The sequence below is a fragment of the Acinetobacter sp. TG2027 genome, from assembly GCF_000302435.1.
GTDB classification, from domain to species: domain Bacteria; phylum Pseudomonadota; class Gammaproteobacteria; order Pseudomonadales; family Moraxellaceae; genus Acinetobacter; species Acinetobacter pittii.
Genome location: NZ_AMJN01000053.1, coordinates 73,786 through 97,474 on the forward strand (window position 1 = coordinate 73,786; position 23,689 = coordinate 97,474).

At 38.4% G+C, this 23,689-nt stretch carries 21 protein-coding genes; 6 read left to right on the forward strand and 15 right to left on the reverse strand.

Annotation, left to right across the window (positions count from 1 at the left end):
- Positions 1–72: 72 nt before the first annotated feature.
- The 6 genes from cysE to B806_RS0114480 form a co-directional block, all read right to left on the reverse strand.
- Positions 73–885: a serine O-acetyltransferase gene (gene cysE, locus B806_RS0114455; RefSeq protein WP_017403186.1), complete on the reverse strand. Its 813-nt coding sequence runs from the start codon at positions 883–885 to the stop codon at positions 73–75.
- Complete coding sequence (locus B806_RS0114460; protein ID WP_005076414.1) at positions 878–1,717, reverse strand: RNA methyltransferase; 840 nt, start codon at positions 1,715–1,717, stop codon at positions 878–880. Before B806_RS0114460 ends, cysE begins: the two co-directional genes overlap by 8 nt.
- Positions 1,718–1,731: 14 nt before the next feature.
- Positions 1,732–5,295 (reverse strand): DNA polymerase III subunit alpha, encoded by a 3,564-nt coding sequence (gene dnaE / locus B806_RS0114465; RefSeq protein ID WP_017386154.1) that lies wholly within the window; start codon positions 5,293–5,295, stop codon positions 1,732–1,734.
- A gap of 198 nt (positions 5,296–5,493) precedes the next feature.
- Positions 5,494–6,561 (reverse strand): type II asparaginase, encoded by a 1,068-nt coding sequence (locus B806_RS0114470; RefSeq protein WP_017386155.1) that lies wholly within the window; start codon positions 6,559–6,561, stop codon positions 5,494–5,496.
- A gap of 670 nt (positions 6,562–7,231) precedes the next feature.
- Complete coding sequence (locus B806_RS0114475) at positions 7,232–8,539, reverse strand: dicarboxylate/amino acid:cation symporter (protein WP_002114420.1); 1,308 nt, start codon at positions 8,537–8,539, stop codon at positions 7,232–7,234.
- 474 nt (positions 8,540–9,013) lie between these two features.
- Positions 9,014–10,444 carry a pyridoxal phosphate-dependent aminotransferase gene (locus tag B806_RS0114480; protein ID WP_017403187.1) on the reverse strand — a complete coding sequence of 477 codons (1,431 nt, stop codon included), beginning with the start codon at positions 10,442–10,444 and terminating at the stop codon, positions 9,014–9,016.
- Between the two features lie 239 nt (positions 10,445–10,683).
- Here B806_RS0114480 and msrB point away from each other — a divergent pair, with 239 nt between their 5' ends.
- The 4 genes from msrB to B806_RS0114500 all read left to right on the forward strand — a co-directional run bounded on the left by msrB (position 10,684) and on the right by B806_RS0114500 (position 13,127).
- On the forward strand, positions 10,684–11,103 hold the full coding sequence (msrB, locus tag B806_RS0114485) for a peptide-methionine (R)-S-oxide reductase MsrB (protein ID WP_002114184.1): 420 nt from the start codon (positions 10,684–10,686) through the stop codon (positions 11,101–11,103).
- A complete protein-coding gene (locus B806_RS0114490; protein WP_002114194.1) occupies positions 11,100–11,585 on the forward strand; it encodes a glutathione peroxidase in 486 nt (161 codons plus the stop codon). Before msrB ends, B806_RS0114490 begins: the two co-directional genes overlap by 4 nt.
- 8 nt (positions 11,586–11,593) lie before the next feature.
- On the forward strand, positions 11,594–12,430 hold the full coding sequence (locus B806_RS0114495) for an AraC family transcriptional regulator (protein ID WP_017386766.1): 837 nt from the start codon (positions 11,594–11,596) through the stop codon (positions 12,428–12,430).
- 64 nt (positions 12,431–12,494) lie between these two features.
- Complete coding sequence (locus tag B806_RS0114500; RefSeq protein WP_017386767.1) at positions 12,495–13,127, forward strand: LysE family translocator; 633 nt, start codon at positions 12,495–12,497, stop codon at positions 13,125–13,127.
- A gap of 54 nt (positions 13,128–13,181) precedes the next feature.
- On the opposite strand, the gene dapC is transcribed toward B806_RS0114500, so the two are convergent.
- From dapC to B806_RS0114530, 6 genes are all read right to left on the reverse strand, one after another.
- On the reverse strand, positions 13,182–14,351 hold the full coding sequence (gene dapC / locus B806_RS0114505) for a succinyldiaminopimelate transaminase (RefSeq protein ID WP_025466017.1): 1,170 nt from the start codon (positions 14,349–14,351) through the stop codon (positions 13,182–13,184).
- A 25-nt stretch (positions 14,352–14,376) separates the two neighbouring features.
- A complete protein-coding gene (glnD, locus tag B806_RS0114510; protein WP_000608324.1) occupies positions 14,377–17,040 on the reverse strand; it encodes a [protein-PII] uridylyltransferase in 2,664 nt (887 codons plus the stop codon).
- 27 nt (positions 17,041–17,067) lie between these two features.
- A complete protein-coding gene (gene purT, locus B806_RS0114515) occupies positions 17,068–18,285 on the reverse strand; it encodes a formate-dependent phosphoribosylglycinamide formyltransferase (protein WP_079381102.1) in 1,218 nt (405 codons plus the stop codon).
- A gap of 102 nt (positions 18,286–18,387) precedes the next feature.
- Complete coding sequence (locus B806_RS0114520; RefSeq protein ID WP_017386770.1) at positions 18,388–18,777, reverse strand: tautomerase family protein; 390 nt, start codon at positions 18,775–18,777, stop codon at positions 18,388–18,390.
- A gap of 137 nt (positions 18,778–18,914) precedes the next feature.
- Positions 18,915–19,256: an L-valine transporter subunit YgaH gene (gene ygaH, locus B806_RS0114525; protein WP_017403188.1), complete on the reverse strand. Its 342-nt coding sequence runs from the start codon at positions 19,254–19,256 to the stop codon at positions 18,915–18,917.
- A 1-nt stretch (position 19,257) separates the two neighbouring features.
- On the reverse strand, positions 19,258–19,980 hold the full coding sequence (locus B806_RS0114530; RefSeq protein ID WP_001111398.1) for an AzlC family ABC transporter permease: 723 nt from the start codon (positions 19,978–19,980) through the stop codon (positions 19,258–19,260).
- A 121-nt stretch (positions 19,981–20,101) separates the two neighbouring features.
- Between B806_RS0114530 and B806_RS0114535 the strand changes: the two genes are divergently transcribed.
- A complete protein-coding gene (locus B806_RS0114535) occupies positions 20,102–20,572 on the forward strand; it encodes a hypothetical protein (protein ID WP_025466018.1) in 471 nt (156 codons plus the stop codon).
- 74 nt (positions 20,573–20,646) lie between these two features.
- On the opposite strand, the gene B806_RS0114540 is transcribed toward B806_RS0114535, so the two are convergent.
- Both B806_RS0114540 and B806_RS0114545 read right to left on the reverse strand, forming a co-directional pair.
- Positions 20,647–20,982 carry a hypothetical protein gene (locus B806_RS0114540; protein ID WP_005076398.1) on the reverse strand — a complete coding sequence of 112 codons (336 nt, stop codon included), beginning with the start codon at positions 20,980–20,982 and terminating at the stop codon, positions 20,647–20,649.
- Between the two features lie 169 nt (positions 20,983–21,151).
- The gene (locus B806_RS0114545; RefSeq protein ID WP_005076396.1) at positions 21,152–21,859 is read right to left on the reverse strand and encodes a Crp/Fnr family transcriptional regulator; all 708 of its coding nucleotides are present in this window, start codon (positions 21,857–21,859) and stop codon (positions 21,152–21,154) included.
- Positions 21,860–21,951: 92 nt separating this feature from the next.
- Between B806_RS0114545 and B806_RS0114550 the strand changes: the two genes are divergently transcribed.
- Positions 21,952–22,473, forward strand: a complete 522-nt coding sequence (locus tag B806_RS0114550; RefSeq protein ID WP_017403189.1) for an Mpo1-like protein — start codon at positions 21,952–21,954, stop codon at positions 22,471–22,473.
- Positions 22,474–22,516: 43 nt separating this feature from the next.
- Here B806_RS0114550 and ychF read toward each other — a convergent pair whose 3' ends face one another.
- Positions 22,517–23,608, reverse strand: coding sequence for a redox-regulated ATPase YchF (gene ychF, locus B806_RS0114555; RefSeq protein ID WP_004642544.1), 1,092 nt, complete (start codon positions 23,606–23,608; stop codon positions 22,517–22,519).
- Between the last annotated feature and the right edge of the window lie 81 nt (positions 23,609–23,689).

Genomic DNA, 23,689 nt, shown 5'->3' on the forward strand with positions numbered 1-23,689 from the left:
TGGTACAGGTAAGTCTAGGAAAAGCTAAACAGACATGCAAGGGTAAGCGTGTTACATTATGAATCAAGAATATTACGTTTTTGATGTCTTATCTTGCGCACCGCATTCACGACGAACTTCTTCAATAATTTTCAGTTCTTCATCACTAAAAGGCTGTTCATCCTGACTTTCTTTTTTGAAGCTCGGGTCTAGCTCTGATAAACGTTGGCATAAATTATTCATACGCGTTTCATTATGCTGAATACGATCAAGTAAAACGCGCATACCCTCTAAAATAGGGTCAGACTGATCAGCAGTTGTCGCATATGGAGCGAAACCAATACTTTGCGCATAATCACGGCGACGTTCTTCATCTTTATTCTTGTCAGGTGCATCTTTATAAATATAGCGAGCAGGGTTCCCTACAGCGGTCACGCCAGCAGGAACAGCTTTAGTTACCACAGCATTTGAACCGACTTTAGCACCTTTGCCTATGGTAAATGGACCTAAAATTTTTGCACCAGCACCAACAACAACGCCATCTTCTAAAGTTGGGTGGCGTTTACCTTTATTCCATGTTGTTCCACCTAGGGTAACACCATGATAAAGCGTAACATCATCGCCAATTTCAGCCGTTTCACCAATCACAACACCCATACCGTGATCAATAAAAAAACGTTTACCGATTTTAGCGCCAGGATGAATTTCAATTCCTGTTGCAAAACGACTAAATGAAGAAAGAAGGCGAGCAGCACCTTTACAATCTTTTTGCCATAACTCATGTGCGACACGATGCATCATAATCGCATGAATGCCAGGGTAGGTCGTGAGAACTTCGAGAGTATTGCGGGCAGCAGGATCTCGCGCAAATACAGCCTTTATATCTTCTTTCAGCTGTTTAAGCATTGGGTTGATCCTCCTTGTCAGATAATGCTTTTTTCCATTTACCACTGGTTAGGGCTTGTACACGACTAAAAATACCGCGAAGTAAATGATATTCCATACGATCTAATTGTATACGACCAAATAAACGACGCAAGCGTAAAGGTAACAAACGTGGATTATCTGGATCTAAAAATTCAATTTCGGTTAGCATTTTCTCTAGATGAGGATAAAACTCTTCCATTTGTTGTTGAGTCACCAATGGCTCATCCCATTGCATGCTTTGACCTTGCACTAATGGCATTTCTTCTGCATCTTGATCCAAGTTTTGTTGCTCTAGAGCAGACATGCGAAGCTCGTAACATACAACTTGAATCGCTTGCGCAACATTTAATACCCCATAGTCTGGATTGACAGGAATTGTTAAATGATAATTTGCCAGTGCTAATTCTTCGTTAGTTAAACCACGATCTTCACGGCCAAAAACAATCGCAATTTGTTGCCCTTGAGTAGTGGCCTTAATAGCTTCTTTGGCAGCTGGTCTTACGTCAAGTAAAGGCCAAGGAATAGTACGGCTGCGTGCACTTGTTCCAAATACTAAATGGCAATCTTTAATAGCATCTTCTAAGGTATCGACAATCTCAAGATGTTCAAATAAATCCTGGGCGCCAGCAGCAAGCGCTTGTATGTCTGGGTGAGGATATGTTTTAGGTGCAACAAGAACTAATTTAATTAGCCCCATTGTTTTCATGGCACGTAAAGCACTGCCAATATTGGCAGGCAAAGTAGTGTTTACCATGACAATACGCACTTGTGCTAATTGTTTTGACACAGTGTTGTGATCAAACGAACTCATAAGATTTCCAGAAATTACGAATATTGAGAAACTTCGCTTTGGTATAAATCCAATGCATCGTCCATAGTCATGTCCGCGGGAGGGGAAGCAACGGTTTGCGGACGAGCAGGTTCTGCTGCTTTAGCTGCTTTCGACTTTACTTGATATTCAATATAAATATTATCTTTACCAAAATAATCTCTGAGTTTAGCAAGTAATTCATCGAGAGGAGCAACTTTCCATTGCGGACCAAGTTGAAGCTCGGCTTGAGCATAAGGTTGATCAATCTGTAGCTGTAGAGTGATATGTTGATGCATATCTACATTGCAAAATGGCAAGATGATATTTTGTAAATCTTTTGCCAAAGTGGCTTGCATAAACTCTTCTGTTAATTTGATCTGAATGCTATTAGCACGTTTTTGTCGTATTTCATTTAAAGTAAAAGCCTTGGTTAAACGGCCCATTGGACGTTCAAAGCCTTCTCTTTCATAAATTTCGCCTTCAAAGACGACAACACGCTCAACTTGGATAATATCTTTAAAACGTTGGAAACGCTCATGGTTGCAACTTACTTCAATACGAGCTGTACCATCATCTAGTACAATAACTACCCGATTTGGGAAGTTTGCGACGTCAATGACTAAACCTGCATAGACTGTTGTAACACCACGACGTGTAGCCGTAATTTCATTAAGTTTTACAGGAATAAAAGCTTTAAGCTCTTGGCGGTAAACATCAATTGGGTGACCAGTGAGATATAGACCAAGCGTGTCTTTTTCGCCTTTTAGACGAACTTCATCACTCCACGGTTTAACGGGTTTAGCTGGCTTACGCTGAACTTCTTCAACCTCACCAAATAAATCCATAATACCGCTTTCACGATTGCTGCGCGCTTGTTCGGCAGCTTGAACCGCCTCAGGCAATTGTGCCATTAGGCTTGCACGTTCAATTCCCAAGCAATCGAGTGCACCTGCACGAATCAACGCTTCAAGAGTACGCTTATTGATTTTCTTCAAATCAATACGATGGCAAAAATCGAATAGATCTGTATAAGGACCAAATTGTCGACGAGAGTCAATAACTGACTGCATAGCTTGTTCGCCGACACCTTTAATTGCACCTAAACCATACACAATAGTTTTATCATCGCTCGCATGAAAATGATAAGTCGACATATTGACTGATGGTGGTAAAACTTCTAGGCCATTATTTCGGCAGTCATCAATTAAAAATACAACACTGTCGGTGTTCTGCATTTCCGATGACATTACCGCTGCCATAAACTCAGCAGGATAATGTGCTTTTAACCATGCAGTATGGTAAGCAACTAGGGCATAAGCGGCAGCGTGAGATTTGTTGAAACCATAGCCAGCGAACTTTTCCATATAGTCAAAGATATGGTTGGCTGTACTTTCATCAATCCCTTTTTCTGCAGCACCTGCCAAGAAAATTTGGCGCTGCTTAACCATCTCCTCAGGTTTCTTTTTACCCATTGCACGACGTAGTAAGTCCGCGCCACCGAGCGTATAACCCGCACAGATCTGTGCAGTCTGCATCACCTGTTCTTGGTAAACCATAATCCCGTAAGTTGGCTCTAATACACCTTCAAGAAGTGGGTGAAGATATTCAAAATCTCCACCATGCATACGGTGAATAAAGTCAGGAATAAGATCCATTGGACCAGGACGGTACAATGATACGAACGCAATAATCTCTTCAAATTTACTTGGACGTGCTTCTTTAAGCATTCGTTTCATGCCGACGGATTCAAACTGGAATACCGCGGTTGTATTTGCATCGGCAAAGACTGAATATGCTTTAGCATCATCAAGTGGAACATGCGAAATAATGAGCGGATCATTACTATCGCGATTTTTATTAATATTTTGAATTGCGTCTTCAATAACGGTTAAGTTACGTAAACCCAAGAAGTCGAATTTGACGAGACCAGCTGCTTCTACATCGTCTTTATCATATTGAGCAACACGGCTTGTTCCATCTTCATCACAAAGTACAGCCGAGAAATCGGTAATCTTACCTGGTGCAATAACGACACCACCGGCATGTTTACCAGTATTTCGAGTGATGCCTTCTAGTTTTAAAGCCATTTCCCAGATTTCACTCGCATCATCATTATCTGGGTTTGATGGATTGGTAACGATATCTTTAAGCTGAGGTTCCATCTCGATAGCAGTGGCTAAGTCCACACCGAGCGGTTTAGTCGGTACCATTTTTGAGATACGGTCAGCTAAACCGTAAGACTTACCCAATACACGGGCAACGTCACGAATTGCACCTTTTGCCGCCATCGTACCGAAAGTTGCAATTTGCGACACGGCTTCACGTCCATAGGTACGGGAAACATAATCAATAACGCGGTCACGTCCGGCAATACAGAAGTCGACGTCAAAGTCGGGCATCGAAACACGTTCTGGGTTTAAGAAACGTTCGAAAAGTAGATCGTAACGAAGAGGATCAAGATCAGTAATTTTTAAGCTATATGCAACGAGCGAACCCGCACCTGAACCACGGCCTGGTCCGACAGGAACGCCATTATTTTTTGCCCACTGGATGAAGTCCATGACGATAAGGAAGTAACCCGGGAATCCCATTTTGAGGATAATGCCGACTTCGTAATCAATTCGTTCATCGTAAGGTTTACGAATCTCTGGCCAGTCTTCGCCACGTTTTTCGACAGGGTAGAGATAATCTAAACGTTCTTCTAGACCTACTTTTGACAAATGCTCAAAGTAAGTGTCAATGGTAAAGCCATCTGGAATTGGATAGTCAGGTAAAAAGTAGGTGCCTAGTTGTAGGCTAACATTACAGCGTTTTGCTATATTGTAGGTGTTTTCGATAGCACTTGGGATATCTGAAAACAACTCGATCATTTCATCGGAGGTTTTAAAATGTTGCTCAGGACTATATAAGCGTGGACGACGATCATCTGCTAATACATAGCCATCAGCAATACAAACACGGGCTTCGTGTGCTTCAAAATCTTCTTTTTCTACAAAGTGCACATCATTATGCGCAACTACCCCGACATTATATTGGGCAGCAAGTTTAGCGGCTTCTTGAATAAAGTCTTCTTCACCGGGACGATCGGTACGTGTTAAAGCTAGATAAACACGGTTACCAAATTTTTCGATCCATGCTTCTAAAAGGGGAGCCGCTTTTTGAGGGTTAGATGAGCAAAGCATCTGACCTACATCACTATGCTGGCCAAGTAAAACGATAATATCTTGATGTTGTTCAAGTACCCATTCTTTTTTTACACATGGAATACTAAGTTGTTGACCTTCAATAAAACCGCGTGAAACGATTTCAGTTAGACTTTTCCAGCCTACATTACTCATTGCAAGTAAAGTTGCACGATGTTGAGCATCGTCAAGGCGAATTGTGCTACCTAAAAGCGGCTTAATCCCTTTTTTTAAACAAGAATTATAAAATTTTACTGCTGCATGAAGGTTTGATAGATCGGTTAATGCCAGCGCAGGCATTTGGTCTTTAACCGCAGCGTTGACCAAGTCAGGTATGCGAACTATCGACTCTGTAATCGAAAATTCTGTATAAATACCGAGATGAACAAACTGCATAAACCAATCCTTAATACGACTGCAGCATAGTTTAGCACGCAAAGTTAAAACGAAATGCTTAATATTTTGGCAAACTGTTAAGGATTTTATTATTTAAGAAGAATGATTTGAATATCTATTGTACAGATTGAATATAAAAGAGCTTATTTTTAAGAAATAGGACCAACCCAAACTTTATGTTTGGGCTGGTTGAAAAACTTAGTACTGCCAGAACATGCGCTGAATTTCTTTCGTGTCATTAGTCTTAGTAAGAGCTAAAGCTGCAAGAAGACGCGCTTTTTGAGGGTTTAAATCATGTGCTGCTACCCAACCATATTTAGAGTCAGGTTGTTCTGCATCACGTAATACGAAACCTTGTGCGACACGTGATGAACGGATAATTTGAATACCGTTTTTGTCGTGAAGATTTTGTAAGGTTGGTACGATATATTTTGGTACAGAACCGTTACCAGTACCTGCATTAATGATCGCTTTAGCACCAGCTTTTGCATACGCTTCATATGCATCTGGAAGCATAGAGTCCGAACCATAAACGATCTGTACAGTTGGAAGTGCATCGCCTTTAATATTTTCAATATTAAACTCTGAAGCATTTGTATGACGTTTTACAGATTGTCTGAACCAATAAGGCTTGCCTTCAACCAATGTACCTAAAGCGCCCCATTGGCTAACAAAAGCATTTGTATGAATGTTAATGCCTTTAGTTACATCACGCCCAGCAAAAATAGAGTCGTTCATGAGAACCATAACGCCTTTATTTTTCGCATCATCAGAAGCTGCTAAAGCAACTGCACTATAAAGGTTAAGTGGGCCATCAGCTGAAAGAGCAGTTGAAGGACGCATTGAGCCAACAAGTACAATCGGTTTATCAGTATGGACAACCAAATTTAAGAAAAATGCTGTTTCTTCTAAAGTATCTGTACCGTGTGTAATTACGACACCATTAACAGATGGCTTTTTAACAAGCTCATTCACTTGACGAGCAATTTCTAATAATTCCTTGTCAGTAATACTCTCAGAAGCGATTTGTAATGCTTGAATACCAGTTACATTTGCCAAATCTTTGATTTGTGGAACTGCGTTAATTAGCGTATCAACAGGAACTTTTGCAGCAGTATAAGTTGCACTATTTGCCGAGCTTGCGCCAGCACCAGCGATAGTACCGCCAGTCGCAACTACAACAACATTATTTTTTGCATAAAGTGGGAGAGAGCAGGCTAACAAGCCCATCGCTAAACCTAAAGATTTAACAGTTTTAGTCAACATCGAAAATATCCTTATGAAGTGACGAAGTAAAAGTTTGTTGAATATGACTGCTTTTCCTAAGCAAAATACATACCATGTAAAACATATTCATAACTTGTTTGAATAAGAAGCATCCTTGAATAGCATTTTGTTTCATCAACAATTGCTTAGTCATTGCTTTTATTTAGCGCTAATAAATAACATGAATAAAATAAAAAATCTATTAAGTTTTTCTAATTTATCTTGATTTGTTTACTTTTTTATATAAATAAAACAAATGATTTTTTTATCTGTATAAAATTAAAAAATAATAGAGGTGTTTAAGTAATTTTTTGCCATTTGATATTTTTATATTGTTGATTTTTATTGTTATAATTTAATATTAAGATGATTTTAAATTTTTCAGTATGAATTGAAAAATAATTCCATTAATTTAATATAATTTAATTGTTGTAAATTGAATTAAAATTTAATCACTTGGTATTTATTTTTAAAAATATAAAATTTGTTTGAATCATTTTTATTCTATTTTTAAGGTTTGATTTAAGAAAATTTAATAGCAGTTTAAAGTCATTATTTAATATAAAAATATAGGTGAATTTCTGCCAGTAATTTTAAAATAAAAAAAGAGCAATTTTATAAGGTCATATAAAATTGCTCTTAAGTTGGGAGAGTGGGAGAAAAGAGAAACTTATGCGGTCGTTTGTTCTTGAGTTGATTTAATTAATACTGGCTCTGGTAGTTCTTCAGTATCGGCCACTTTATCGCCTTCAAGCTTGGCAACAACTGCGGTAGCAATACTGTTACCTACTACGTTTGTTGCGGTACGGCCCATATCAAGGAACTGATCGATACCGAGCAATAAAAGGATGCCAGCTTCAGGTAAGTGGAACATAGTGAGCGTCGCTGAAATAACTACAATAGAAGCTCGAGAAACACCTGCAATACCTTTACTTGTTACCATTAGAGTTAACAAAATTAAGATTTGTTGAGTGAAACTAAGATCAATATTGTAGGCCTGAGCAATAAAGAGCACTGCAAACGTGGTGTACATCATTGAACCATCAAGGTTGAATGAATAACCTAAAGGTAATACAAAGCTCGTTACTTTTTTAGGCACACCAAATTTATTTAGTGCATCCATAACTTTAGGATAGGCTGATTCACTTGAAGCTGTAGCAAAAGCAAGCGTTACAGGTTCACGAATTAATTTACCTAAGCGGAAAATATCTTTTTTAAGTACGATTGCACCTACAGAGAATAAGATGATCCACAGTAATAAAAGACCGAAGTAAAACTCTGCGATTAAAATGCCATAGTCAACAATCAAGCCTAAACCTTGTACTGTAATTGCTGAAGCGATTGCTGCAAATACTGCAACAGGTGCAAACATCATGACGTAATCAGTAATACGGAACATGATTTTGCTGAGTTCATCAGTCAAACGAATGATAACTGAATCTTTTTCTTTGCCTTGATTTACAAAAGCAAGGGCTGAGCCAAAGAAAATAGAGAAAACAAGGACTTGCAAAATATCGTTATTTGCCATTGCTTCGGCAATACTGCGTGGGAAAACATGGCTTAAAAATGATTGTAGAGTGAAGCCTGTAGTCGCTGGAGCAGAAGAGCTACTCAATTGTTGCGCAGTTGGTAATACTAAATCTAAAGCTGCACCTGGTTGGAAAAAGTTTGCCAGACCCATACCGATAGCAAGCGATACGAACGAAGCAGTAATAAACCAAGTCATTGATTTAAGGGTGATACTGCCGATTGATGTCGATTTCCCCATTGATACAATGCCTGAAACAATAGTGGCAAATACCAATGGAGCAATAATCATTTTGATAAGGCGTAAAAAGATATCTGTAGGTATGTTGAGATAAGAAGCGATTTGCTTCAATTGTTCACCCTCATTAAAGAAGTGGTGACAAATCCAACCTGTCAGTATGCCAAGTAAAATAGCAACAACAATATACTTTAGCAATTTCTTTTGCTTCATATGAACCTCTATCCATTTGATTCAATCATCCTTTGATGGGATTTGAATGATTGAAAGCTTTCCTTGTTAGTTCAGTTCGGTTGTTCTAACGATGTTATCTTCCTAGATCTGTATCTGTTTTAACCGAATCGAATATGGCGATGTTGTTATGGAGATGGATTGTTGCTCGATTTTGAAGCGGTGTGAAATGCAAAAAAATATTGATCCATGCATTTTTTGCATAATAAAGGTTAAGTAGATTGAAGAAAATCAAGTGATTTTAAACGTATGGTAAAAAATATATAAATCAAAAAATTAACTAATTTTTAAAGTTAAAAGAATTATAAAATTTATAAAAATAATTTAAATACAATAATTTATTTTGTGTTGATAAAATTGTTATGTGGTTAGAAGATTCTTCTTTTATAAAAATGAAAAAAATAGAATTATAAAAAAGGCACCTATTTAGAGATGCCTTTTTTGTTATGCATTTTTTTAACGGCGATTGGCTAAGAAACGACCTAGACGGGTAATTGCTTCACGTAATTCATTTTCAGCAGGTAAGAAAACCACGCGGAAATGATCAGGTGTTGGCCAGTTAAAGCCTGTACCTTGCACCAATAAAACTTTTTCTGCACGTAGCAAATCAAGCATTAACTTTTCATCATCTTCAATTGGGTAGATGTTCGGGTCAAGGCGCGGGAAACAGTACATTGCTCCATCTGGTTTTACACAACTTACGCCTGGAATTTCATTAAGCATTTCCCACGCAATATTACGCTGTTCATATAAACGGCCACCAGGACGGATCAAGTCATTAATTGATTGATAACCGCCTAGGGCAGTTTGAATCGCATATTGAGCTTGAACGTTTGCACATAGGCGCATTGACGCCAACATGTCTAATCCTTCGATATAGTCGGCAGCCCGGCTTTTATCACCCGTAATTGCCATCCAACCTGAACGGAAGCCTGCAATACGATAAGCTTTTGATAAACCATTAAAAGATACACAAAGCTGGTCGCCGGCTAATGACGCTACTGAAACATGTTCAATCCCGTCATAAATAATTTTGTCATAAATTTCATCAGCAAATAAAATTAGATCATATTTTTTTGCAATCGCTACAATCTGTTCAAGAATGTGGCGTGGATATACCGAACCCGTAGGGTTGTTCGGGTTAATGATGACAATACCGCGAGTATTCGGAGTAATCTTACTTTCAATATCAGCAATATCTGGGTACCAGCTATTTTCTTCATCACATTTATAATGAATTGCTGTGCCGCCTGAAAGATTAACTGCTGCTGTCCAAAGCGGATAATCCGGCATTGGAATCAGCATTTCGTCTCCATCATCTAATAGGCCTTGCATAGCCATTACGATGAGTTCAGATACGCCATTACCAATATACACGTCATTGACATGCATATTGAGAATGCCTTTTTGCTGGTAATACTGACAAATTGCTTTGCGAGCAGGGAAGATACCTTTTGAGTCAACATAACCAATTGCGTTTGGTAAGTTTAAAGCAACATCATTAATAATTTCTTGTGGTGCTTCAAATCCAAAAGGAGCAGGATTGCCGATATTCAGCTTAATGATTTTATGTCCTTGCTCTTCCATTTCATTGGCGGCTCGTAAAACTGGCCCACGGATGTCATAACAAACATGCTCAAGCTTCGATGATTTTTTGATTTCTCGAGTAGATGGCATGGAATGGATGGTAGCAGTATTTTTAGACATAACGGAATTCACTTTTGCATATCGGTATAAATAACTTTTGAATGTTTTAACTGTTACCAAATTTAGATCATGTTGATCTTTCAATAGTTCAACAATTTTTTCATGGGTAAAACCCGATTGTTGATATTGTTTGATAATTGGTAGTAGTTGTTGGAAAACCACACTTTTTTTCTGAGACATGTTCTGTCCTATACAACCGTGCGCACTTAGAATAGCACTATGTTTGCTTGCTTTAAAGAAGATTAGTAATAAATTTGCTTACTTTCGATTTTGTATTTTGCTTACTTTTTGCTTTTTGTTCTTTATATGTTTAAATTCCAACAAATTTTACGTTCAGAGACTAGTGTTTTTGTGATGAATGGCGTAAATATAAAACTCGATCATCAGAAATGTTTACTTCAGAATAAAAGGTGTATGTCATGGGAAAAGTCAATAAAACAGACCGGGAATGGCAAAGAGAGTTATCACCAGAAGAGTATCGGATTACACGACAAAAAGGCACTGAACCTGCATTTACGGGGCAATACTGGAATACTAAGCAACATGGTACCTATGTTTGCCGTTGCTGCGGCGCAGAGTTGTTCTCATCAGATACCAAATATGATAGCGGTTGCGGTTGGCCAAGTTTCTTCCGTCCGATCAATGGTGCTGTTATTGATGAACATGAAGATTTAACGCATGGTATGGTCAGAACTGAAATAGTTTGTCATGATTGCGAAGCTCATTTAGGGCATGTATTTGAAGATGGACCACAGCCGACTGGTTTGCGCTACTGTGTAAACTCGGCATCATTACAACTGAAAACAGAAGAAAAAAATGATGAGGAAACCTATCCATGAGTAATATTTATCAGTTTGAAGCTGAGCTGTTAGAGGGTGAAGTTAAGCAATTAGCTGATTATAAAGGTAAAGTTTTACTAATTGTAAACACTGCCAGTAAATGTGGTTTTACACCACAATTTGCTGGCCTCGAAAAACTTTATGAAAAATATAAAGATCAAGGATTAGAAGTTTTAGGTTTTCCCTGCAACCAGTTTGGTGGGCAAGATCCAGGAAGCAATAAAGAAATTGGTAGCTTCTGTCAGCGTAACTATGGGGTGAAATTTCCCATGTTTGCTAAAGTTGATGTAAAAGGCCCAGAAGCCCATGTGATTTTTAGATATTTAACACGTGAAGCTAAAGGTATTTTAGGTAGTAGTAGCATTAAATGGAACTTTACCAAATTCTTGGTAGGCAAAGATGGTGCTGTTTTAAATCGCTATGCACCTACGACTAAGCCAGAAGCTTTAGAAGCTGATATTGAAAAAGCATTAGCGAGTTAATCGTTTAAATGAACGCTATTCCTCAAGCTTTTGAGTTTTGGCAAGATGGGCGAATGCCGTATGTTGAAACCAGAAGATCCTGTTTTAGCCGAACGTGTTATAAGTCTCATAGTCATCCAACGTTTTCTATCGGGGCTATAGACGAGGGGAATAGCGTTTTTCATAGTTCATTTGGTACGCCCCAAAAGATTGATGCTGGTACTTTGGTGATTGTACCAGCACATATTGAGCATTCATGTAACCCTTTGCCGGATCAAGCTTGGAGTTACCAAATGCTACATTTGGACATAAGGTGGTTAAATCAGCTGTATTCAGAATTTCGAGAACATGGTCTGGATTTGCATCTGCCTCAGCATAAGCCGCTCATAATAAAAGAAGAAACTTTATATCAGGCTTTTTCTGATATGAATGAAACTTTATTTGATCCTGAAAAATTAATTATTGAAAAAGAACAGTCGCTGATCTATTGCCTTACCCAGCTGTTACTTCCTCATTTCGTATTAGAAGAAGTACAAAAAACTGAATATTTGTATGAAGATTTTTTGGACTTAATTCATATTATTAAATCGTCAGAACGATTTATTTCTCTTGAAGAGCTTGCAGAGCAGGTTGGTCTTAGTCGATATGCAATCATTCGTTTATTCAAGGCCAATGTTGGTTTAACTCCACATGCATTTCAAATTAATTTAAAGATTAATCAAGCCAGAGCTCAATTAAAGCAAGGGATTTCACTCGCAGAGCTAGCTGTCAATTTAGGCTTTAGTGATCAAAGCCATTTTCATAAAGCTTTTAAAGCACATACGGGAATTACTCCTCGACAGTTTCAACTTGCAGCCGCGCAATAATTTACAAGAAATTATTTTTCTCTATTTTTAAGCTACTCCATACAATTTTAAAGATGAAATCGTTATGGAAGTTTTTTGGGTTATCGCCGTTACTCACTTTTTAGCACTACTATCTCCAGGTCCAGATTTTTTTCTTATTTTGACCAGTCTTTTGCAAAAAGGAGTGCGTTATACCTATGGCGTTATTCTGGGAATTACTTTGGGTAATGCTGTTATCTTAATGGTGTGTATATTTGGACTTATGGTGCTTGGCAATTTAAGTACAATGATTCTTTTAGTACTTAAATGGCTGGGGGCTGGATATTTAGCTTATTTGAGTTTTCTCTGTTTTAGAGCCACTCAAGGAACAAACTTAAATATTACTGTTGCTGAAAATAGTTTGTTTGAACAAGAGTCTAGTTATAAGAGTAAAGCTAAAAGCTTGGCTCTGGGTTTGCAATCCAGTCTTCTTAATCCTAAAAATATTATGTTTTATAGTAGTTTAATGCTACTTATTCAACAGGAATTTAGCTTATTTCAAAAATTACTAATGAGTATATGGATGACAGGAGTGGTTTTCGGGTGGAATTTATTATTAGTTCGTTTATTGCGTCAAGAGCGTGTATTAGCACAGATTAAACGCTCTGCTAGAGGAATATATTATTGCTCCAGTCTGGCTTTCATTTTTTTCGCAGTGTTATTAGTTGCCTATAGTTAAAGCAGATCGCATAGCCTTCTAAATAAAACTGAAGGCTATGCAATTTTACTGGGTTTAAAGAATCGCTTTTAAACGTTTAACAACTTCTTCACATTGTGCCAAATCTGCTACTAAAGCCATACGCACATGATTGGCACCAGGGTTACCTTGTTTGGTATCACGAGATAGATAACGACCCGGTAAAACTTTAATGTGTGCTTTTTCTATCAGCATCTTGGCAAAAGTTTCATCATTATCAACTTTTAACCAGTAATAAAAACCGGCATCAGGTTTTTGTAATGGGAGGAGATGACCTAGCTCAGATTGGAATAAATCAAACTTTGCACGATATTGCTTACGGTTTTCTTCAACATGGTTTTCATCGTTCCACGCTGCGATTGAAGCAAGCTGGTGTTGTACTGGCATTGCAGCGCCGTGATAGGTGCGGTATTGCAAATATGGCTTTAACAGATCGGCATCACCCGCTACAAAACCTGAGCGCAAACCCGGTAAGTTTGAACGCTTTGAAAGTGAATGAAATACGATACAGTTTTTGTAGTCATCACGTCCGAGCTCAGCACAAACTTCTAATAGGCCAGTAGGTGCTTGATCAAACCAAAGCTCTGAATAGCATTCATCAGAAGCAATAACAAAATTATATTGATCAGATAAGGCAATTAGCTTTTTAAATTGTTCTTTAGAAAGCACAGTACCTGTTGGGTTACCCGGTGTACATACAAAAAGTAGGGCTGTCTTTTCCCAAACTTCTGCTGGTACTGCATCAAAATCACCTAAATAGCCATTTTCTTCCGTGCAATTAATGAAGTATGGCTTTGCACCTGCAAGTAAAGCCGCACCTTCATAAATTTGATAAAACGGGTTCGGCATCACCACATAAGGTGCATCTTCACGATTAATTAATGCCTGTACAAAAGAGAAAATGCCTTCACGTGTACCAGAGACAGGCAAGATGTGGTTTTCAGCACTAATGCTGTTAAGTTTAAAGCGCTTAGTTAACCAATCTGCAATGCTTTGGCGAAGCTCTGGTAAGCCTTTGCTGTTTGGATAAGTTGATAAATGGTTAAAGTTATCAATAATAGCCTGTTTAACAAACTCTGGTGCTGGATGCTTAGGTTCGCCAATTGATAGAGGAATCAAGGGAAGGTTAGCAGGAGTAGTATCCTTAAAAAGTTGGTTTAACTTTTCAAATGGATACGGGTGTAATAACGACAAGCTAGAGTTCATTAAACAGTTACCAAGTAGTTGAGTTTCAGTGCTGACAAATTTGATTAGATGCTTCATCTAATGCAGCTTTCAGTTTTTCCGAGAAGAGTTTGACCTCTTCGTTATTCAGCGGTTTTCCATCTTTTTTGGTGACAAAGAAAATATCTTCGGCACGTTCACCTAAAGTTGCGATTCGGGCTGAATGGATGTCTAAACCTTGCATCATAAATAAACCACCCACACGTGCAAGTAGGCCGGGGTGATCGAGTGTTGAAATTTCGACCATATTTTGCTGTAAGGCTTCATTTAATGTTACGTCGACTGTATTTTCAATATCGAAATGACGTAATTGACGTGGAATACGACGTTGCATGAGTCCCGGATATTGGTCTGGTTGGCTAAGGGCTTTCACTAATGCATTTTTAACGGTTTCTTCACGTTCTGGGTCGGTAAGCAATGTCCCGAAACGATCAAGTACAACATAAGTGTCTAAGCTAAATGCTGTACTTGCCGTGATAATTTTTGCGTCCTGAACGTCTAAGTTCATTCGGTCTAAAACGGCAACAGTGGTGGCAAATAGGTTAGGTTGATCGCGAGTATAAATAAAGATTTGCACCGCATCTTGAGCTGCTTTACGGTGAGCACGCAAGAGGACTAATGGCTCTGGATTATCACCGTGTTTTAAAATTGCTTGTGTATGCCACGCAATTTCATCCGCCGATTCTTTAATGAAGTATTCATCACCTAGTTCTTGCCATACTTTTTCGACATCTGCCAATGCGAAGTTATTTACCAGCAATTCACTTGCTGCAAACTTGGTGTCTTCAATCAGCATTTGGTAGTCAACAGGACGGCCTAAACCTGTACGGATTACATCACGAGCGTGCGTATAAAGTTGACGCATGAGAGAAGCGCGCCATGTGTTCCATAGTTTTGGATTTGTCGCGTTAATATCGGCAACCGTTAAGGTATATAGATAATCAAGATGCTCCATATCGCCCAGTTTTTCAGCGAAATCTTTCACGACATCAGGATCAGAAATATCTTTTTTCTGAGCTGTGAGTGACATGAGCAAATGGTTTTGAATAAGCCATGCAATTAATTTGCATTCACGCTCTGTAAAGCCATGTGCACGGCCAAACTCAATCGCGTCTTCTGCGCCGAGTTCGCTGTGGTCACCACCGCGACCTTTTGCGATGTCATGGAATAAAGCAGCAATGAACACAATATCTTGACGAGCAAGACGTTGGAAAACTGAACTTACTACAGGGAATTCTTTGGCAAATTCAGGTTCTCTAAAACGATTTAAATTACGCAGCAATAATAATGTATGAGCATCGACCGTATAGATATGGAATAGGTCATATTGCATAAGGCCCATAATTTGGCCAAAAGCAGGAATATAGTTTCCTAAAACACCATATCGTTTCATCGCAACCAAGGTATCGTATAAACGATATGGTGAGCGAATAATCGACATAAACAGTGCTTGATGCTCTGGATTATCACGATAACTTTGGTTGATTCGTTTCGCAGCAAGAATAAGTAAGCGTAAAGTTCGAGCGCGGATTCCTTCAATATCCGGTCGATTGGCTAAAATATAGAACAACTCTAAAATCGCGCTTGGATGCTCTGCGAATATTTTGTGATGTTGTACGGCAAGTTTATTATCGACAATTTTAAAGTGATCGTTAACAACTTCAATTTTGCGTTCATAGTTGGGCAGTCGAGGAGTAATCACTGACTCGCTAAAATACGCAAGCAACATTTCATTGAGTGTTGAAACTTGCTGCGCCGTACGGTAGTAGCGTTTCATGAACTGCTCAACACCATAATTTACAGGTTGGCCTTCTTGACGAACATATCCAAATTTAGCGGCAATTTCCCTTTGATGGTCAAAGAGTAAACGATTTTCATCACGTTTAGCTAAACGGTGTAAATGATGTCGAATTTCCCAAAGAAAACTTTCAGCTTCTTCTAAAACTGCCAATTCAAACTCTGAAATGAAACCTAAATGCACTAAGTCATAAATACGGTTTACGCGAAAGTGACGTTTGGCAATCCAGCCAATTTGGTTAATGTCACGGATACCGCCCGGTGCATTTTTAATGTCGGGTTCTAAATTACTTTCAGTATTGTTGTGTTGATGGTAACGCTTGGCTTGTTCGGCCATTTTTGCGTCATAAAATGTTTTATCTGTCCATGTCTGCGAAACAATACGGCGAGGCCATTTCGCAAGCTGACTATTGCCAGTAATTAACCGCGCCTCAATTAAAGTTGTTGCAACGGTTAAATCGGTAGCGGCCTGTTCAACACAGCTTTGAATCGTGCGAACACTAATGCCAGGTTTAAAGTTTCCAACGTCCCATAAAGAAGAAATAAATGTAGAGATACGTTTTTCGTTTTCTTCATTAATTTCATGCTCCGATAGGATCATGATATCGACATCGGAATAGGGCAACATTTCACGGCGCCCATAACCGCCTACAGCAAAAAGGCCCAGTTCTGTTTGATCGAGTTCAGCATGTTTCCATAAAAAGATCAGTGCTTCATCTACTAAATCTGAACGGGCTTTAATGATTTCACGAATAGATTGCCCATTTTCATATGAATCTTGCAACTGCTTTTCTACATCCGTTCGCCATTGATTAATGGCTTTAATATCATGATGACTTGAGACATAGTTCAACAATGGCGATATATTGATCATGAAAATGGGTCTACCAATAAGTAAAAATTAAGAGTTTGTTTGAACGCTTACTTGATCAGCGGTTTCTTTCGCTAAAGTACGAGCAAGATCAGTATTTTCAGCACGAGCGGTTGCTACACCCATACGACGACGTTTGAAACCTTCTGGTTTGCCAAACAGGCGTAAATCGGTGTCTGGGTGTGTTAAAGCTACATTGAGATTGCTATAACTTAAATTGCTGGCATCAACTCCAGCATAAATTACTGCACTTGCTGCAACACTGTGGCGTGCTGTGTTTACAGGTAAACCTAAAATTGCACGTGCATGCAGTTCAAATTCACTTTGAAATTGAGATGCTAAAGTTACGAGTCCTGTATCGTGTGGGCGAGGTGAGACTTCACTAAACCAAACCTTGTCGCCTTTAATAAACAGTTCTACACCAAAAATACCACAGCCACCAAGTGCAGTTGTCACTTTATTTGCAATACGTTTTGCTTCTTCGAGTGCCGCCGCCGTCATTGGTTGAGGTTGCCAGCTTTCTACATAATCCCCGGCATCTTGGCGGTGACCAATTGGGTCACAGTAATGAGTTTCGATTTCACCAGTTTCAGGGTTTTTAGCGCGAACGGTAAGTAATGTAATTTCAAAATCAAAATCAATTTGAGATTCAATAATAACCGTGCCTTGGTTAACACGGCCACCTTGCATCGCATATTCCCAAGCTGCATCGACTTCATCGAAACTTTTTACACGAGACTGACCTTTACCTGAAGATGACATGACTGGTTTTACAAAGTTTGGATAACCAATGTCATCGCAAGCGGCGCGGAAGCTTTCGAGCGTATCAGCAAAACGATAAGCAGAAGTAGGTAGGCCAAGTTCTTCAGCCGCAAGACGGCGGATGCCTTCACGGTTCATTGTGAGGTTTACAGCTTTAGCAGAAGGGATGACAGTTGCTGTTTTGCTCGCTTCAATTTCAAGTAAAACTTCTGTCGCAATTGCTTCAATTTCTGGAACAATTAAATTTGGTTTAATTTTCTCGATGAGTTGTTTTAATTGGGCAGGATCTGCCATGTTTAACACATAAGAAAAATGTGCAACTTGCATTGCTGGTGCATGATCATAACGGTCGGCTGCATGTACTTCTACACCAAGGCGTTGTAAGGAAATTACAACTTCTTTGCCAAGCTCTCCTGAACCTAACAATAAAACTTTAAATGCAGAAGATTGAAGTGGGGTACCGAGTGTCACGCTCATGCGAATCATCCTGACAAAATTATTTTTTTAAGCATAGCAGAACTTATGGTGGAGTTAAGCCTTATCATGCATAAAAAAAGTAATTTTGTCGGACAATTAAAAAAGTGGTTTTTAGATATTAACCTGATAGTTTAAAAGCAATTCATCCGCATTTTTACCACGGATGCCCCAATTTTCTTTAGGTGTTTCAAAAATAGTAATTTCAATGTCTTGTGGAGAAATTCTACATTGTTCTTGAATATTACGAAATAAAGTTTGGATAAGCTGCTTTTTAGTGGCTGCACTGCGGCCTGCAAACATTGAAAGTTCAATAATAATGTAATGCTGGCTTCTGTCAGAAGGGTAAATGAAATTTCCTGGTTTAAGGCTAATAAAACGTTGAAATCTTTTCTCAACAGGATATTTCAATTCTTCAATAAGCGCCTGATGGATTGCATGAGAAAGTAATTCTCGGTACTGCATAATGGTTTGTTCATTTGCATAAATTTTAACTTGTGACATTTTTATCTCTATTAAGTAGCTAAGGTTATCTTTTTAATCAATTCAAATTCAAAAATTAGATTTTTCAGGCCTGAAGTTTCAATCTTAAACACTTCTGGCCAGATTTTATTTTATATAAGGAAGATAAGTTTATCTATTTATGAAGGTAAATAAGTATAGATCAGACCATAAACAATTGCGGCAGTTAAAGTTGCTGGTACGATTTTCTTAAATTTAAAATAAAGACCTGCTAAAACTAAAAAACCGATAAGCATTGCGAAACTCTTATTGGGATTTTCAAGGAGAGGTGGAAGAGTAGCAACTACAAGCATGGCACTAATTGCAGATATTCCAATACTTCCCAAAGCAATTTTTATCCAGATTGAGCCGCGTCTTTGCTGCGAACCCTGTAATTTTTGTATTACAAAAAAAGGTCCAAAGCGTGAAGCAAAATTGGCTATGCCTACAATAATGCCGACCAGAATAATTTCTAGGTTCATATTAAGCCTCAACCTCATCATGCTGTTTCAGCACATAATGTTTAAATAGACCAGCTAAAATGCCTGAAAAAATACCTATAAAGATAGCCGCTGATAAGTTAATCCAATAACACGCCAAAGCTGAAACTACTAAAGATACAGCAACAACAAGGCTATGCTTTCGTTCAAATGCGGCTAATAAAAAACTTAAAAATAAAGCAGGTAATAAGAAGTCTAAAGCTGCTTGTAAAAACTTTGGTAAATGAGCAACTTGATCGGCAAATAATCCACCTAACAAAGAACCACTTGCCCAAGCCATCCAACTAAATAGACTTAGGCCAAGCATCCAAGACTCGGACCATTGTTGTTTGCGCTGTGAAAGTTGGATCATTCCACTGGCAAAAACTTCATCCGTTAAGCCCCAAGCCCATACTGCAGTTTTCTTAAGATTTAATTTGTTTGGAATCAGGTTGTATAGAGCAGGTCCATAAAGGACATGGCGAATATCTAGTGCTATAACTGTTAATGCTGTTAGCCAGATGGATGAACCGCTAGCCAAAAGAGCGACAACCAAAAATTGGCTAGCGCCAGCATACATTGAACAAGATAGAAAAAAAGCTTCCCATGGTGTAAAACCAAACTGCGATGCAGAAACGCCAAAGGCAAAAGAAACGGGTAAATAGGTGAGTACGATAGCTTGGCTATCTTTGGCGCCTTGCCAAAAAGTTGCTGTTTGGGCAGGCATCAATTGTTGTTCGGACACAATACACCTTGGCAATAAACCAAATGATAAAAATACTTGAAAGATTGAGTATTGTAGCCGAATTTAATAGCATAGTGCCGAAATGTTTAATCGGCAGTTTGATATGTTCAAGGCAAAGATTCGTTTAGTTTATATCGCCATGATGAGTGCAGGTATTTTTACATTGCAGGGCTGTGATAATGGTAATCAAGGTGCAGAAAAAAAAGTAGAAATTAAGCCAGCACCGAAACTAACCAATGATGCAACTGTTTATGCTCAAAAAGCATGGGCATTAATTAACACGGTTGAGCATTTAGTTTATGAAAAACAACTCAGCCAAATTGATGACAAAGTTCGTAAACCTTTACGTCAATTGAGTACAGACTGGCGCATTAATGTAAAAATGACGGATTCGGTGACAGAAGGGAAATATGCACTCTGTCGTAAGGCTCTGACAAGTTTAGATATATGGGCACGCGAAACGCTAGAAAACAATAGTTCAGTTGCTCAAAAACAAGCGGACTATGAGCGAGATAAGGCTCAATGTAAGGATGCGATCGATACGCCAAATCTTGGAAATACTTCGCCAAAATAAAACTAATGAATGTAAAAAAGCGAGATGATCAATCTCGCTTTTTTTGCTTTTAAACGATAATGAGTGAATGTGAATTACGGTTTTGTGGCAGCTTTAGCGGTGTTTGCAGTCTTCACAGCATCTTGTTTCATTTGATGAGTCATTTGCTGTGATTCATGTTGAGCATGAGTCGCGCTGGTCATTGCATCATGTTTTTGAGTGCTTAAGTCTTTTTTAACATCCTGTTTAGTTTTAGTTACCTCTTTCTTGGCTTTTTGAGCGGTAGCTTTTCCATGTACCGCTACACATTTTCCACCTTTGTGATTCGGTCCTGTACCGCCTTGTAGTTGAGTTCCTTTTGGACATGCAAATGCCGAAACACTTAACATAGCCAATACGCCTGCTGTAAGAATTGTTGATAATTTTTTCATGTTAATCAGCGCCTTGTTGAGTATTATTGCTCAGCTTGAGTGTAGGGTGAAAATATCTGCTTTAACACATTTATTTTGTGGAAATAGAGTTTGAACAATGTTTTGATTTGCAGTGTTATCTATTTTTTTTTTAATTTTAAGTTTTTATTATTTAGCCGCTTTTAAAAAATTAGGATTGCGCTTGAGCAACTACTTTCAATTTCTCAATATCTAGAATCTCAATTTTTCTAAAAGCAATTCTGATGATTTTCTGTTTTTCGAGCAGGCTCAGCTCATGATTGATTGTCTGTCTAGATGTAGTCAGCATATTTGCCAACTGTTCTTGAGAAATATGTATGTGATGATCTTGAATAAGAATATGATTCCCATATCCTTCTAAAATGAATAGAAGGCGCTGAGCCAGCCTTTGAGAAATACTACATGTTTGGATAGCAATCTGTTCTAAGAAAACGTACCTGAGTTTTTGACTGGTTAAACGTGCAAAATAGTACCAATAATATGGATTGTCCTTGAGTAGCTCATTTAAAGGCTTCGCTGGAATATGTAGTACTGTGCTTTTTTTCAAGGCAATCGCATCATGTGAGCGCGGTTCATGATCAATTAAAGATATTTCACCAAACCACATAATCGGCTCAGCAATTGCAGAAAGTGCTTCATTACCATTTACGTCGACATAACCCAAACTAATTGAGCCTTCAAGTACAGTATAAATGCCATCAAATAGATCTTGAGCATGGAAAACATAGCTATTTTTCTCAAAGGTGATTTGTTTGCCATGTTCTAAAATAAAGTTTTGGAATGCTTCTGGAAGCACACTAAACCATGTGTTTTCTTTTAGTCGATTAATATAAATTAGGTCCAATATTCGGTCATCCATGAAAAAATTCATTACTTTGTCAAATAGCTGACAACTTTACGTTTTCCTTATATGTACAGTATGACTATATGTAAGTGAATAGGGAATAACTCATGTCAAATCTGGAGCAAGAGCTTAGCAAATATGCGGCTTATCATTTAAATCATAAAAATATATTGACGCATTTTATTGGTATTCCGCTGATCGTGTTTTCAATTTTATGTTTAACCGTAAGAGCTGGAGTCGATATTGGTAGTTTTAAACTGACTTTAGCCATAGTCCTGATTGCAGCTAGTACGATCTATTATTTTATTTTAGATAAAGTATTTGGCTTAATCATGCTCGTTCTTTTAGCTGCTGTGTATCCACTGGCGAGCCAAATTGCTCAATTGTCTTTAGGAGAATGGTTAGCAGCAAGTATTGGCTTCTTTGTTGTCGGTTGGGTCTTTCAGTTTGTGGGACATTATTTTGAAAAGAAAAAACCGGCTTTTGTTGATGATGTGATTGGACTTGCGATAGGGCCGTTATTTGTATTGGCAGAATTTATATTTATGCTAGGTTTTAGAAAGCCTTTGCATGCACGTATTTTACAAGAGGCGCGCAGTAAACGAGAGGCGATGGATGTTAATCATTAAATGTAAAAAAGCCCCAACATGATGGGGCTTTTTTAGCTTTAACTTATACGTTAAAACGGAAGTGCATTACATCGCCATCTTGAACAACGTAAGTTTTACCTTCTAAACGCCATTTACCAGCTTCTTTAGCGCCGTTTTCACCGTTGTATTGTACAAAGTCATCGTATGCAACAACTTCAGCACGGATAAAGCCTTTTTCGAAGTCAGTATGAATCACACCAGCTGCTTGAGGAGCGGTTGCGCCAACTTTTACTGTCCATGCACGAACTTCTTGTACACCAGCAGTGAAATAAGTCTGTAAACCTAAAAGCGCATAACCTGCACGAATAACCACATTTAAGCCTGGTTCTTCCATGCCCATTGCTTCTAAAAACTCAGCACGATCTTCATCTTCTAATAATGAAATTTCAGCTTCGATTTGGTTGCAAAGAGGAACAACAATTGCGTTTTCTTCAGCCGCAAGTTTTTTAACTGCGTCTAAGTGTGGGTTGTTTTCAAAACCATCTTCTGCAACGTTTGCAATATACATCGTTGGTTTTAAAGTCATTAAACCAAAACCACGAACTAATTTACGTTCATCATCAGACAAATCAGCCGCGCGCGCTGGTTTACCTTCGTCAAGTAAAGGTTGGATTTTTTCTAAAACTGCTTTAGTTGCTACAGCTTCTTTGTCACCGCCTTTAGCAACTTTAGTTAAACGTAAAATTGCTTTAGCAACAGTTTCAAGATCGGCAAGCGCAAGTTCAGTATTAATAGTTGCGATGTCGTCTAATGGATCAATTTTACCATTTACGTGAATTACGTTTTCGTCTTCGAAACAACGTACAACATGAGCGATTGCATCAGTTTCACGGATGTTAGCAAGGAATTGGTTACCTAAGCCTTCACCTTTTGATGCACCAGCAACAAGACCTGCAATGTCCACAAATTCCATTGTAGTTGGCAAAATACGCTGTGGTTTAACAATCGCAGCAAGTTTGTCTAAACGTGGATCTGGTACAGGAACAATACCTGTGTTTGGTTCAATGGTACAGAAAGGGAAGTTTTCCGCTGCAATCGCTGCTTTCGTTAATGCATTGAAAAGGGTAGATTTCCCTACGTTTGGCAGACCAACAATACCGCAATTAAAACCCATGAAAACCACTCACAAATGTGTAAATTAAAAATTGTTGCTGATTTTACATGAAAGCCATGACAAAGTCATGGCTAGAGCAGG

Bases quoted from the DNA above. Each gene is read 5' to 3' on its own strand.
- cysE (WP_017403186.1), bottom strand. From the start codon at position 885: ATGCTTAAACAGCTGAAAGAAGATATAAAGGCTGTATTTGCGCGAGAT.
- B806_RS0114460 (WP_005076414.1), bottom strand. From the start codon at position 1,717: ATGAGTTCGTTTGATCACAACACTGTGTCAAAACAATTAGCACAAGTG.
- dnaE (WP_017386154.1), bottom strand. From the start codon at position 5,295: ATGCAGTTTGTTCATCTCGGTATTTATACAGAATTTTCGATTACAGAG.
- B806_RS0114470 (WP_017386155.1), bottom strand. From the start codon at position 6,561: ATGTTGACTAAAACTGTTAAATCTTTAGGTTTAGCGATGGGCTTGTTA.
- B806_RS0114475 (WP_002114420.1), bottom strand. From the start codon at position 8,539: ATGAAGCAAAAGAAATTGCTAAAGTATATTGTTGTTGCTATTTTACTT.
- B806_RS0114480 (WP_017403187.1), bottom strand. From the start codon at position 10,444: ATGTCTCAGAAAAAAAGTGTGGTTTTCCAACAACTACTACCAATTATC.
- msrB (WP_002114184.1), top strand. From the start codon at position 10,684: ATGGGAAAAGTCAATAAAACAGACCGGGAATGGCAAAGAGAGTTATCA.
- B806_RS0114490 (WP_002114194.1), top strand. From the start codon at position 11,100: ATGAGTAATATTTATCAGTTTGAAGCTGAGCTGTTAGAGGGTGAAGTT.
- B806_RS0114495 (WP_017386766.1), top strand. From the start codon at position 11,594: ATGAACGCTATTCCTCAAGCTTTTGAGTTTTGGCAAGATGGGCGAATG.
- B806_RS0114500 (WP_017386767.1), top strand. From the start codon at position 12,495: ATGGAAGTTTTTTGGGTTATCGCCGTTACTCACTTTTTAGCACTACTA.
- dapC (WP_025466017.1), bottom strand. From the start codon at position 14,351: ATGAACTCTAGCTTGTCGTTATTACACCCGTATCCATTTGAAAAGTTA.
- glnD (WP_000608324.1), bottom strand. From the start codon at position 17,040: ATGATCAATATATCGCCATTGTTGAACTATGTCTCAAGTCATCATGAT.
- purT (WP_079381102.1), bottom strand. From the start codon at position 18,285: ATGATTCGCATGAGCGTGACACTCGGTACCCCACTTCAATCTTCTGCA.
- B806_RS0114520 (WP_017386770.1), bottom strand. From the start codon at position 18,777: ATGTCACAAGTTAAAATTTATGCAAATGAACAAACCATTATGCAGTAC.
- ygaH (WP_017403188.1), bottom strand. From the start codon at position 19,256: ATGAACCTAGAAATTATTCTGGTCGGCATTATTGTAGGCATAGCCAAT.
- B806_RS0114530 (WP_001111398.1), bottom strand. From the start codon at position 19,980: ATGCCTGCCCAAACAGCAACTTTTTGGCAAGGCGCCAAAGATAGCCAA.
- B806_RS0114535 (WP_025466018.1), top strand. From the start codon at position 20,102: ATGTTCAAGGCAAAGATTCGTTTAGTTTATATCGCCATGATGAGTGCA.
- B806_RS0114540 (WP_005076398.1), bottom strand. From the start codon at position 20,982: ATGAAAAAATTATCAACAATTCTTACAGCAGGCGTATTGGCTATGTTA.
- B806_RS0114545 (WP_005076396.1), bottom strand. From the start codon at position 21,859: ATGGATGACCGAATATTGGACCTAATTTATATTAATCGACTAAAAGAA.
- B806_RS0114550 (WP_017403189.1), top strand. From the start codon at position 21,952: ATGTCAAATCTGGAGCAAGAGCTTAGCAAATATGCGGCTTATCATTTA.
- ychF (WP_004642544.1), bottom strand. From the start codon at position 23,608: ATGGGTTTTAATTGCGGTATTGTTGGTCTGCCAAACGTAGGGAAATCT.